Origin of the sequence: Phyllobacterium sp. CCNWLW183 (assembly GCF_037203775.1) — a bacterium.
Lineage (GTDB): Bacteria > Pseudomonadota > Alphaproteobacteria > Rhizobiales > Rhizobiaceae > Phyllobacterium > Phyllobacterium ifriqiyense.
In genome coordinates this window covers 33,363-46,309 of the sequence record NZ_JBBCBN010000006.1, presented here as the reverse complement: position 1 = coordinate 46,309, position 12,947 = coordinate 33,363, and the positions used below count along the sequence as shown (strand labels likewise).

Annotated in this window: 10 protein-coding genes and 1 pseudogene; all 11 read right to left on the bottom strand. The window is 54.2% G+C overall.

All coding sequences use genetic code 11. The features are described from left to right. Positions 1-28: 28 nt before the first annotated feature. Positions 29-991, bottom strand: coding sequence for a plasmid partitioning protein RepB (repB, locus tag V9K95_RS14410; protein ID WP_336441273.1), 963 nt, complete (start codon positions 989-991; stop codon positions 29-31). A gap of 69 nt (positions 992-1,060) precedes the next feature. Next, positions 1,061-2,263, bottom strand: a complete 1,203-nt coding sequence (repA, locus tag V9K95_RS14405; RefSeq protein ID WP_336441274.1) for a plasmid partitioning protein RepA — start codon at positions 2,261-2,263, stop codon at positions 1,061-1,063. A gap of 233 nt (positions 2,264-2,496) precedes the next feature. Beyond that, positions 2,497-2,595 (bottom strand): annotated as a pseudogene (gene cydX, locus V9K95_RS14400) (cytochrome bd-I oxidase subunit CydX); the annotation flags it as partial. 14 nt (positions 2,596-2,609) lie between these two features. After that, positions 2,610-3,764: a cytochrome d ubiquinol oxidase subunit II gene (gene cydB, locus V9K95_RS14395; protein WP_336441275.1), complete on the bottom strand. Its 1,155-nt coding sequence runs from the start codon at positions 3,762-3,764 to the stop codon at positions 2,610-2,612. A gap of 6 nt (positions 3,765-3,770) precedes the next feature. Beyond that, positions 3,771-5,348, bottom strand: coding sequence for a cytochrome ubiquinol oxidase subunit I (locus V9K95_RS14390; protein WP_336441276.1), 1,578 nt, complete (start codon positions 5,346-5,348; stop codon positions 3,771-3,773). A 70-nt stretch (positions 5,349-5,418) separates the two neighbouring features. Then, complete coding sequence (locus V9K95_RS14385) at positions 5,419-7,107, bottom strand: amino acid ABC transporter ATP-binding/permease protein (protein ID WP_336441277.1); 1,689 nt, start codon at positions 7,105-7,107, stop codon at positions 5,419-5,421. Then, complete coding sequence (cydD, locus tag V9K95_RS14380) at positions 7,104-8,864, bottom strand: thiol reductant ABC exporter subunit CydD (RefSeq protein ID WP_336441278.1); 1,761 nt, start codon at positions 8,862-8,864, stop codon at positions 7,104-7,106. The genes V9K95_RS14385 and cydD overlap by 4 nt, the downstream gene beginning before the upstream one ends. A 4-nt stretch (positions 8,865-8,868) precedes the next feature. After that, a complete protein-coding gene (locus tag V9K95_RS14375; RefSeq protein WP_336441325.1) occupies positions 8,869-9,441 on the bottom strand; it encodes a GbsR/MarR family transcriptional regulator in 573 nt (190 codons plus the stop codon). A gap of 176 nt (positions 9,442-9,617) precedes the next feature. Beyond that, positions 9,618-10,445 (bottom strand): iron uptake system protein EfeO, encoded by an 828-nt coding sequence (gene efeO, locus V9K95_RS14370; protein WP_336441279.1) that lies wholly within the window; start codon positions 10,443-10,445, stop codon positions 9,618-9,620. A 10-nt stretch (positions 10,446-10,455) separates the two neighbouring features. After that, on the bottom strand, positions 10,456-11,751 hold the full coding sequence (efeB, locus tag V9K95_RS14365) for an iron uptake transporter deferrochelatase/peroxidase subunit (protein WP_336441280.1): 1,296 nt from the start codon (positions 11,749-11,751) through the stop codon (positions 10,456-10,458). Positions 11,752-11,757: 6 nt separating this feature from the next. Next, positions 11,758-12,939 (bottom strand): iron uptake system protein EfeO, encoded by a 1,182-nt coding sequence (efeO, locus tag V9K95_RS14360; protein ID WP_336441281.1) that lies wholly within the window; start codon positions 12,937-12,939, stop codon positions 11,758-11,760. Positions 12,940-12,947 lie beyond the last annotated feature (8 nt).

Here is a 12,947-nt window from a genome sequence, read left to right as displayed (position 1 = left end):
ACGTTCGGGAGCTTTTTTCTTTTGCGGGTTAATCTCCTGTTTTTGCTACAGTTTCCGATTCCTTGAAGGCCCGGTAGAGCTCTTCGAGGTTATCGGCAAGATATGCACCGAAGCGTGAGGCATTCTTGGCTTTTAGTGCCAGGGTGAATGCTCGCCCGCTGTTCGTCATATCAACCTTGATGGATTTGTCAGTCGATTGCCAGGTTTGCGCAGTCGATGTTTTTTTCTTCACAGGCCCCGTGGCTTTGCTGAGTGCATTGAAAACCATGTTGAAGCGCGTATCGCCATCGGCGGACTTTGCTTCGGCACCGGAAAGAACCGTGTAAGCTTTCTCAATGCTTCCTGGAATTTGCAAAAACTTGGAGAGTTGCCACCAGCGGTCCCTGCCCGTTGCCTTGGCTGCACCGATGGCCAGGATCATATTTTCTGGAACCGAGCCTGATACGGTCAGCATTTTGGAGAAAGTCGTTGCATCGAGCGCAAGTGCTGATTTCACAACTGTCTGATCGTAGCCCAGATCGGCCAGCCGCTTGGCAAACAATGTGCGTTCAATAAAGGACAGATTTGAACGCGCAGCGTTTTCCTGTCCCTGGGCGATGACATGGTCTTGATCGGCAAGCGGCTTGACGATGGCACGAACAGGCCGTCCAAGCACACGCGCAGCTTTGGCCCGGCGATGACCAAAAACAATCTGGTAGCGCCCGGAAACCGTTGGATGCGGACGCACGAGGATTGGCGTATCTTGCCCTCTTTCTCTTATCGCCGCCACAAGGTCGCGAAGCGCGTCGTCATCGTCATTGATCCGGTCAGTTACGAAAGATCCATCGAGAACATCCGGATCAAGATTGACGACACTGCCTTTTGCCAGTTCTTCGAAAGAGCTTTTTATAGAGCGCGATGCGCCGCTGGCGGCATAGGAGACGGCATCATTGCGATCGTCGCTGGCTGGCGTGAGGTTCATGACGCTACGGAAAATGTCTTTACGAGCCATCTGCCTGCCTCGCAAACAGCTGTCCGTCTGTACCTAAGACGTCGGTTTTTACCGCAGTAAATTTCTGCATTATTTACGTCCCCACGCACGATGGACCAAGGCGGCAATTTCGGAATTGACTGCGTCCAGCGATTCAATTGCCCGTTCATAGGTTGACCGGGTGAAACTGGTTTTCTCGACTTCGTACAGGGTCTGCTTCGTCAGACCTGCATCTGAAACCGCTGTCGATTTCAACATGGGACTGGCAAGGATTTCTTCCGCAAGCATAGACTGCATGAAGCCGACCATTTGTGCCTGGGGTATATCTGACGGCTCATAACGGGTAATCAGATAACGGAACCAGTCCAGTTCGACTTTTGCGCCGGCCTGCTTGACGGTCTTCAAAATGCCGCCGAGCATCAGGAGAAACTGCGACATTGACATCAGGTCCAACATTTGAGGATGAACCGTTATCAAAACGGACGTTGCAGCCGACATCGCAGTCAGCGTCAGATAGCCAAGCTGCGGCGGGCAATCGATGATGACGACGTCATAGCGGGCGTCAACCTCCTCCAGGGCCGCAGCAATGCGGGTAAAAAACTGGCGTCCTTCACGCGAGGATCTATCCTGCATGGCCAGCGGCGTATCATACTCATATTCCTGCAATTCAAGATTTGCCGGAATGATATCGAGTCCAGGGAAATTGGTGGGCAGGATAATGTGGGATAGGGGTTTGCGCTCTTCGTCGTAACGAATGGCCTCATAGAGCGACAAGTTGCGATCCAGCTCCGGCTGGAAGCCGTGCAGGGCAGAGAGAGAAGCCTGGGGATCGAGATCTACTGCAAGCACGCGATGCCCGGTCAACGCCAGATACTGGGACAGATGGGCAGCTGTCGTTGTCTTGCCCGATCCACCCTTGAAGTTGACCACGGCGATGACCTGCAGCTTGTCACCGGCTCTGCGATGCGGAACGTATTTTTTAAACCCGGTCCGTCCATTGCGGTCAAGATAATGGCGTAAGTCGAGCATTTGATCGGCGGTGTAGAAACGACGCCCGGACGATAGCTGAGCAGGCACAGGGCCTTTGCCCTCAAGATGAAGGCGCTTGAGATTGTTCTGTGTCACGCCCAGATAATGCGCTACTTCCGCCATCGAAAATTGGCGCAAAGTCCTCCTGGCATCCGGTGGAAATTTTTCCATCCGGAGCTGGTTCAACCGGTGTGAGATCTCTGCACCCTGATCAAGTATCTTTTCATCGAACTCGAACTTGGGCAGAGGCACTGCGACATTCATCGGAACCGAAACCTCTAATAGCGCTTTTTGAGAACAATTGTCTCTCTAACCGCTATTAGGCTCCGATTCGCACACGACAGCAAGATGATTAGTCTGATGGCATAGGCATTCTTTTCCGTCGCCAACGGCGAACAGACGCCGCCGGCAACAAAAAGGCCGACAATTTACTACAGTAAATATCGGTCTTTCTCTCGCAAACCAGATGAGTGTGCGTCTGAATTCTCAATGTTAATGCGGGATTTGTCGTCATCGACAAGCTCGTACCACATTGCATTCAATACGGCGAAAGCTGCCGCAAATGGCAATCCCAAAAGCCAGGCAAAATACCACATGACAGTTCTCCTGATTAATAAGCATGTCCGCTTTTGTCGCCAATCGTTGCTTCATCCACCTTGCCCCAAAGAACCTTGTAGACCCAGCTCGTATAGGCAACAATCAAAGGAATGAAGATTGCCGATACAACCAGCATGATGAACAATGTCAGGTGGCTTGATGAAGCATCCCAGACTGTGAGGCTCGATACGGGATCGAGCGATGATGGCAGGATGATCGGAAACATTGAAACGCCGACCGTTGCTATGATCGATGCCACAGACAGGCCGCTCAACAGGATCGTGGTGCCTTCACGCCTCGCCCTCAGGCCAAGAAATGCCGCCATTGCGCCGAAAGCCGCCAGAACAGGGACCGCCAAAAGCAATGGCTGGGCTCCGTAATTGGCGAACCATGCGCCTTGCTCGATCACGACCGTCTTCATCAGGGGGTTGGAAGGAGCAGCCTTGTCGAGAAGGCTTGTTATCCTGTACCCGTCAATGCCCAACCAGAGAAATAATCCTGCAAGAGCAAAAATTGCCACCGTCAAGGGTGCCGCGACCATTCCGACGCGCCGCGCCCTGTCTGCGACAGGTCCGGATGTTTTGATCATCAGCCACGCACTGCCATGCATGACGAGCATCGCTACGGAAAGGATACCGCATAAAAGTGCAAAGGGGTTGAGCAGGCCGAAGAATGATCCCTCATAGAATATCCGCAATTCACTGTTGAACCGGAAAGGGACGCCCTGAATGACGTTTCCTACCGCAACGCCAAAGATCAGCGCCGGCACAAAACCACCCACGAAAAGAGCCCAGTCCCATGCGGAGCGCCAGAGCGGGCTCTCCCTCTTGGAGCGATATTTGAACGCCACCGGCCTGATGATGAGTGCCGCAAGTATAACGAACATGGCGAGGTAGAAGCCGGAAAAAGAGACGGCGTAGAGCGGGGGCCATGCGGCGAATATGACGCCGCCGCCCACGATCAGCCATACCTGATTGCCTTCCCAGATAGGGCCAATCGTATTGATGACAACCCGCCGCTCCATATCGTTTTTCGCAATGAAGGGGAGGAGCGTTCCAATCCCCAGGTCGAAACCATCAGTGATGGCAAACCCGATGAGAAGAGTTCCGAGCAGTACCCACCAGATGAGACGCAGCGTTTCATAGTCAAGAAGTTGATGCAGGATCATGATCGTCTACTCCGCTGGAACAATATGTGTGGAAATGAGGGCAGCTTCCGGCTCATGATCCGGCTCAGGACCACCCTTGATAGCTTTCAACATCAAACCCATCTCGATGATGAAAAGCGCCGTGTAGATGACGACAAAGCCTGCAATCGTGATAAGCAAAGACTTGGCGCCGAGGTTGGAAACCGCAGCAGCGGTGGGCAATACACCCTCGATAATCCATGGCTGCCGTCCAAACTCTGCAACGATCCATCCAAGCTCCGCTGCGACCCAGGGCAGCGGAATCGAAAAGACCGCAATACGCAAGAGGGAAGGATAGGCATCGATCTTTCTGCGAACAGAAAGTATGAAAAAGGTGAAGGTCAGCAGAATGAAGAACATGCCAAGCCCGACCATGATACGGAATGACCAGAACAGCGTGGGTACATGCGGAACAGTATCCCAGGCCGCTTTCGCAATCTGCTCTTCAGAAGCCTGTCTTGGATCATCGACATAGCGCTTTAGCAGCAGCGCATAACCAAGATCGGCACCGTTTGTTTCGAAAGCTTCGCGGACATCCGCGCCAACTGTCGCGATACTGCCTACTTCGCGAATCTTCTGCAGTGCGTCATAGGCGGTTATGCCCTTTCGTATTCTGGTTTGCGCATGTTCTACAAGGTCTTCTATACCGGGAATGACCGTCGTCAGCGATCGCGTTCCAATCAGACCCATAGCCCATGGAATGTGGACTGCATAATGCGTCTCACGCGCTTCCTGGTCCGGAAAACCGAATGCAGTGAATGCAGCAGGAGCAGGCTCTGTTTTCCACATGGCCTCGATTGAAGCCAGCTTCATCTTTTGGTGCTCTGTTGAAAGATATCCGCTTTCGTCCCCGAGAACCACAACCGAAAGAGCAGAGGCCAGTCCAAATGATGCGGCGATTGTCATTGACCGCTTGGCAAGCTCGACATGCCGCCCCTTCAGGATATACCACGCGGATACGCCCAGCACGAAGATAGAGGCTGTGACGTAGCCTGCGGAAACCGTATGCACAAACTTGGCCTGAGCAACGGGGTTGAACAAGACTTCAAAGAAATCAGTGACTTCCATGCGCATTGTCTGCGGGTTGAACGCCGAGCCTACCGGATTTTGCATCCAGCCATTGGCGATCAATATCCATAGTGCGGAGAAATTGGATCCTGCGGCAACGGCCCAGGTAGCGGCCAGATGGCCCACCTTGGACAGTTTGTCCCAACCGAAGAAGAAGAGACCAACGAAGGTCGCCTCCAGAAAGAAAGCCATCAGACCTTCAATCGCCAGTGGCGCTCCGAAAATGTCGCCGACATAATGGCTATAGTAGCTCCAGTTCATGCCGAACTGGAACTCCATGACGATGCCTGTTGCCACACCGATAGCGAAGTTTATCCCAAACAAGGTCCCCCAGAATTTGGTCATCTGCCGCCAGATCACACGGCCGGTCATCACATAAACCGTCTCCATGATTGCCAGCAGCACAGAAAGCCCCAGCGTTAGCGGTACGAACAGAAAGTGATAAAGAGCTGTGATCGCGAATTGCAGGCGCGAGAGCGCTACTATGTCGAGTTCCATTGCTTTGCGTCGGGTTTATCCGACCCCCTGTTGATCGGCTCGCCTCATACGAGCCAATAGAAATAAGCGTCTAGTCAGGCCTCAAACCGTTGAGGATTGACTGGTATTCGGGTTCGCCCTTGCGACACGCCGCTTTAACGCGCCCATGTTCAAGAACCAGCAGTTGATCGGCCAGCATGGCCTCCCGCCTGATATGTGTTGCGATGATAACGGTCTTTTGCTTCATTTGACCGGCCAGCCGCTGCAGAACATCGCGTGCGGTATCGCCGTCGATCCCTTCCGAAGGCTCGTCGAGCAGCCAGACAGGTGCGTTGCTTAACAAAAGCCGGGCCAATGCAAAGCGCCGGCCTTGTCCGCCAGAAAGGCCAATTCCGCCTTCGCCCAGCTTCGTGTCCAGCCCCTCGGGCAGCGTCGCAATGAACTCGGCCAAACCGGCAATCGATAATATGTCCAGCAGATGCTGATCGGTTACGCCGGGAGCGGCCAAGAGCAGATTGTCGCGCAGACTATCTTGAAAAAGCTCAGTCCTTTGGATCATCGATGTCGAGGCAATGCACCTTGCAATCCCGGTCGCGGCTTCGATTTCACCGGCCAGCAATGCCAGCAATGTCGTTTTACCCGAGCCGCTTGCACCAATGATGGCCACACGGTCACCGCGCTCAAGCGTCAGTGATACATTCTGCAAAGAGGGCAGGGCAGACCCGGGGTAAGTTACACAGGCATCACGCAGTTCAACCGCCAAATTTCCCGAAGGAACTTGCAAGGGAAGAGGGGTTACTGGGGCAACCAAATCCGGTCCAAGCCTTCGCGCGGCGAGAATCGTTCTGCCGAGCTCGATTGCACCACGTCTTAAAGCGGCAAAGGGCTCCAATGCCGCAAGAGCGACCAGAATGCCCATCACCGCCACAGGGCCACTGATAGTTCCCTGGCTCGCCAGACAAGCAACGCCATATAAGACAGCACCGAGCAAGACAGCTGAGACAATACCGAAACCTGCGGCCACCTTGGTTTCGACAAGATTCAGAGCGTCATCAGACATGGCAAGCTGCGCATCTGCTGTAAGAGCCGAAGTTTTAAAAGCCGATAATTGCCCTGCCATAACCAGTTCGGTTTGACCCGCTACCACATCAATCGTGCGCGAACGCAGCGCTTCAAGCCTGTAAGCGCGTCGACGTGCTGGCACGATACTCCAGCGCGCTGCAAGAACAGGAATTCCCAATCCTGTTGCAAGGAGCCAAGCCGCCACCGCCAGACCAAGCAATGGATGCATCACGCCAAATACGCCCGCGACAGCCAAAGCGGTGCAGAGCGCTACCGCTGCCGGAACCAATATCCGCAGATACAGGGAATCCAGCGCATCAATATCGGCTGTCAGCCGAAACAATAGTCGGGAAGGTTGAAGTGCCAATCTGTTTGCTGCACCAGGTTGCGCGGTGTTCCTGAAGAGCCGTTCACGCAACGCTGCAAGCACACCCAACGTTGCCTCGTGCGTTGTCAAGCGCTCGCCGTAGCGGGCAGCAGTTCTGGCAAGTGACAGGAACCTTATGGCTGCCGCAGGAGCAAACACGTCAAAAACGAGGGCCGTCGCTACCGAGGTACCTGCAATTGCCGTAGCTGTAATGAACCAGCCGGACACGCCCAGCAAGGCAATGCCTGCAAAGACAGTACCCGCCGCAAGCAGACCGCCAGCCAGGAGCATTGCGCGCCGTTCTGCAAGAAAGAGGCTGATAACAGGTTTAAGCACACGCCAGAGGGTCATGGATGTTCCTCTTGGCAGGTCTTGTTTCCAATCATGATTGTCCTGCCCATGCGGGCGGCCAGCACCTGGTCATGTGTCGCGACGATCAAGGTTTTTCCGGCAGCTGCCGCTGTCAAACGATCTGCGATTTCATCTGCTGTTACTTTGTCGAGATGTGCTGTCGGCTCGTCCGCAAGGATTAGACCAGCGTCCCGGTCAATGGCCATCCGGGCCAGCGCAAGCCGCCGGATTTCGCCCCCGGACAGGCCGGACCCTCCCTCGCCAAGATAATTGTGGCGTTGCGCATTGACGACTTTATGCAAGGAAGAAACACGTAGCGCATCGTCAACGTCATCCTTTGTCAGGTCGTGGCGGTGCAAGCATAGATTGTCGGAGATTGTACCTGCGAAAATATGCGGCTTTTGCCCCATCCAGCCTATGCGCGCGCGCAAGATCCCACTGGTATTTGCATCGAGCACCGTATTGCCGATCCTGATTGTTCCTGCCGTGACGGGTGCCAATCCTGCAATCAATGCCAGCAAGGTAGATTTGCCCGCGCCACTTGGCCCCAGGAGAGCGATGTGCTCGCCAGCCTGCACTTCAAGATTGACGCCGTCAAATAGCGGAGAATGCGATCCTGCATGGCTAAATGACAGGTTTTCTACCGTTAGCGCCACAGGCGCTCCCGACCATCTCGCCACCTGCAACTGTCTGGAATTATCCGCAATGGGCAAACCCGTCACTGAGAGGCTGTTCAGCGCATCGATTGCGGCCTCGCCGGCTGCCCGGTCGTGCCAGACTGCAGACAACTCTCGCAACGGCTCGAAAAAGGCTGGCGCCAGCAAGAGTATAAACAGGCCTTCGCCAAGACCAAGGCGGTGACCCCAGGCGCCGAATTCAAGCTGTCCAAGAAAATGAAAACCAACATAGACGGCGACCATGGCAACACCCAATGCTGCAAAAAGCTCAAGAACTGCCGAGGACAGGAATGCGATGCGCAGAACTGCCATCGTTCGCGTCCTAAGCTCATCCGCGTTGGCACGCAGTCTTTGAGCTGTGAAATCAACTGCACCGAGCGAGCGTATCGTCGCAAGACCACGCAATCGGTCCAACAAGAATGCGTTCAGATCGCCCATTTCGTCCAGATGCCGCTCGCTTGCCGCCTTTGCACGCCATCCGATCAGAGCCATGAAAATCGGGATGAGTGGCGCCGCCATCAACAAAACCAGCCCTGCAACCCAGGACAGTGGAAAGATGCAGATCAGGATAGCCAAGGGTATGATTGTGGCCTTCATCCTGGCTGGGCGGAAACGGGCAAGATAGGGCAAAATGGCGTCCGCCTGTTCGGCGATGACGCTGGCTGCCAAGCCCGATGCTGGCTTCTCGATGTCGAGAGGGGAGCGTCGGGACAATGCCAGGATTGCTTGCGCTCTTTTTTCCGACAATGTTTCACGAGCCTTGCGGAAGGCCAGTCTTGCGCCGAAAGCATCCAGCAGTGCTCGCAATACGCCTACGATGATTATAGCTGTAACGATCCAGTGAATTTCCGCCATGCTGTCGGCGATGATGATCGTTGCACCTTTAGCCAGCAGGGCGGCCTGCGGTAGCCAAAGCAGCGATGCCAGTACCTGCATAATGGCAGCACCGCGTTCATTCCCAGAATTCTTCTTTGCACAGGTCCGAGCCTCGCCGTCAACGGGGTTGGCGCGCACTGAAGCATCGGTGTCTGCCAACCCTTCTCTGGCAAGCGCTATGGTGGATGGGTGCAAAGAGCTCATACCCTCAGCCCTTGTCGTTGTTGCGTTTTGACCGGCCAAGAGAAACGATCTTGTCCTTGGCTTCCAGAAGCTTTGTGACCTTTGCGCCAAGCGTCAGCAGTGTTGCCAGACGATCGGTTTCAAGCTGCTTGACGTCTTCGTACCAGGTTGTCAGCCGCTCGATCAGGCTATGCATTTCTCCCATGCGCATTTGTGCGTGGCGCTCGGCATCGCTTGCGGGTTTCTGCATGAGGATTTCCCGCAAAACCGACAGGGTCGGGTCCACTTCCCGTTTCTTTCGCTCTTCGGCAAGCGTTCGCAAAATCTGCCAGACATCGTCCGGCGTCGTGAAAAAATCGCGCCGGTCATCCGGAAGATGCTTGAGCAATACCAAATTCCAGGCCTGCAATTCACGCAGGCTCATCGAAACATTGGAGCGGGAAATACCAAGGGATTCGACGATTTGTTCGGCATTGAGCGGCTCGGGCGACACATAAAGCAGAGCGTAGATCTGACCGACAGTCCGGTTGATACCCCACCGGCTACCCATTTCACCAAAATGAAGCACAAAAGATTGGACAAGGGGCGGCAGGTTCATCATGTTTCCGTCTCATCAGTTATTTCAGTAATTACTGAAATAACGATACTACATGAAAACTCTTTCTTCAACGCCACTCGTCAAGGTGCGACGATTGCGCCCCCCACCCGTTAAAACAAAAAAAGCCCGGCCAGATCGCTTGATCCGGCCGGGCTTCAAATTGAAGATGCAGTGACTTAGTTTAGACCAAGCTTGCCACGCAATGTGGAAAGGTCTTCTGCAAGCGTGTTGACTGCCGCCGCCAGCACGGCACGATCATCGTCAGTCAGCTTGTCATAAAGCTCATAACCATCGCCTTTCTTGTACTTTGCAAGCGTGACATCAACCTTGTCGAAATTGCCCGAAACCTTGGTGATAAATTCACCATCGCCCTTCTCGATCAAAGGCCGCACGAGATCGAAAATCTTGCGCGAACCATCGAAATTCGCCTTGAAATCCCAAAGGTCAGTGTGGCTGTAACGATCTTCTTCGCCGGAAATCTTGGTGGCTGCAACTTCTTCCATAAGGGCTGCAGCGCCGCCCACGACCTTTTCGGGTGGCAGCGTCAGCTCAGTAATGCGCTTGTTGAGCTCTGTCACATCTGCCATCAGCTTATCGGCAAAAGGAGCCAGATCCTTTGTGCTGTTTTCGGAAAACAGACCGTATTCGATACGGTGGAAGCCCGTGAATTCGGGATCCTTTTCCGCTTTCTCATGGTCGTCTGCGCGAGAATCGATTGATCCGTCAAGATCGCTGAAAAGTTCTGCGATTGGTTCGATTGCTTCATAGCTCATACGCGTCGGAGCAAAGAGCGACTTGGCCTTGTCAACATCTCCAGCCTTTACAGCATCGGTAAATGCCTTGGTATCCGCGACCAGCTTTTCCAGATTTTCTGATACATAGATCTTGTAGTCGGCAATTGGGCCAACCAGATCGAGTGGAGCAACTTCGGCTGACGCTACGCGCGGCAGGAATGCAGCTGTGATCGCAAAGAGGCTTGCAGAGAGAGTTATCTTCAACTTCATCGTGAGTTCCTTAGGATTTGATGCGGGTCATCTGATGGCCCGATGCTTCAAGAAGTGTCCGGCCTACGAAGTCGTCCTCGTTCGCTGGGCCGGGCAGTGTAAAAAAGAAACCGCCACCAATCGGTTTGATATATTCTTCGAGTGGCTCACCATCGAGCTGTCGCTGAACGGTGATGAAGCCCTTCTCAAGGTCGGCCTGGTAGCAGATGAAAAGCAGGCCCTGTTCAAGCTGGCCTGATTTGCTCACGCCGTTTGAATAGTTGAACGGGCGGCGCAAAATGCGATTCTCGTCAGATGTTTTTGTGCGTTTGTTGGCCAATCTGATATGGGCATCCAGCGCGGTGACTTTGCCTTCCGGATCATTTGAGTAGTCCGGAACGTCAAATTCCGCGGTGCCACCGAAGGGCGCTCCACTGGCTTTTTTTCGTCCGATAATTGCTTCCTGCTCGGCCAGCGGCGTCCTGTCCCAGCGCTCAACGAAATTGCGTATGATCCGCACCACCTGATAAGTACCCGCCTGGGCCCATGAAGGCTCGTCGCTTTGGCGCACCCACACGAGTTGGTCCATGAGCGCAGCATCATTGCCATCGGGATTTGCGGTTCCATCGCGGAATCCCAGAAAATTTCGCGCCGTTTCGTGAGTGCCATCGGCTTTGGGCGGAAGAACCGGAACCGAGCCCTCCTGCTTCCACCGCAGGACCATCAGATCCGGTAAATTCTTCAAAATATCCCGCAGGACGTGAATGTTTGTGTCCGGTGTATTTGCGCATATCTGCAAGCTCAGATCGCCGTGACATAAATCAGCGTCGAGAGCATCGTTGCGCGACGCTTTCATGCGCGAGAGCTGCTTCGGCTTATGGTTTATGAGCCAATCACGCTGATCAAAGAACGAAGAGCCCAGGGACACGGTGATCGTCAAATTATCCGGCGGGATAACCGGGCCCAGAATACCTGAATCCGACGGCGGCAGTTTGTCGTCAAACTCTGGCGGCCTGCCGCCTTTCATCAGAAAGTCGATGCGCTGTGATAATGTTCTGAACAGCCGTTCAACTTCTTCAGGCGTTTTGGCGAGAACGTGAAAAGATGCAATCATCCCTGCTGCGGGCCGCGGGGTGACAATACCGGCTTGATGGACGCCGTAAAACGATTGACGTTCCTGCGTCTTGTCGCTGACAGGAGCGTCGGTAACCTGTTCACCCTGCTTTTGTGCGGCGCTGGCAGCTGTTAATCCTGCAACCACGGCGGTACCCGCGCCAAATAGCACGCTGCGGCGCGTCGTCGTAAATTTATCAATATCCTTGCGCATTTCAAATTACTCCAAACCAACCGCAATATTCAGTTTGCCGATAGCATCGGCCAGAGCCCTGATCTTCTGCGCCAGCAAGTCCCGACTTTCTTTTGTAACTTTGTCATAGGACGGGTAGCCATCAGCGCCGCGCAGGGCGGCCAATGTCGTGTTGGCGTCGGCGAGCCGGGTTTCAATATCAGTCACGACTGCCGACGCTGCCTGAATTGCCACCGGCTTCAAAAGCGCCATCATGCGCGAAGTTCCCGCCAGATTGCCTTCAAAATCGACCAGATCGGTTTGGGAATAATGGTCCTCGCCATTGGCTATTTTCGTATCTGCGATTGAGCCCATAAGACGGGCAGCACCCTTGGCAATTTGCTCCGGAGGTATGCGCAAGCCACGCACACGGTCCTTGAGGGCCGTGACATCGGCCAGTAATTTGGCAGAAACCGGTGCGAGCCCATCAAGGCTGTTGGAAGCGTAGAGCGCATATTCGATCCGGTGAAAGCCGGTAAATGCCGGATCCCGTTCGCGCTTTTCCAGATAATCGGCAATAGGGTCAATGGCGTTATGCAAATCGGCAAACAGATCGGCCATTGGCTCAATCTGCTTGTAAGGAATCCGCGCTTTTTGATAAAGCACGCGCGCTTGATCGAGATCACCCGATTGAATTGCAGCGTCCAATGCGGTTGTGGCCTTTACCAGATTGTTTGTCTGGGACATCAAAAACACCTGAAACTCGGCAAGTGCACCAACAAAAGAGACGAGGGGAGGGCGCGCTGCTTCTGCCTCGGATTCTGCTGATGGCGTGACGTGCAATGTCCCGCGCGGACTGCTGAGAAGCCCGCAGGTGATTTCATAATCCCCTGCTTTCAGCTTTGCCTGCATGGTTTGCGTAAAGCCTGGAAGGATGTTCTCGCGCTCTTCCAGAACCATAACGCCATCAAGGATTTCCCACTCAAGCGCACGGTCGGAATTATTGATTATCTTGAACGTGGAACGGCCAGCAGGAACGGTGATGGCGTTAGGGTCACAAACACCATCTTTAATCGTGACGACGACTGCATTGTCAGACGCCCCTGACTTCATGTTCTTTGACGCAAAATAGAAAGCGCCAGCTCCCGCGACCGCCAGAATTGCAGCACCGGCAACGGCCAGTTTCATCAGTTTCGGGGAGGGAGCGGAAGGGCCGGTATTGCGCGTCATTCGCTGGT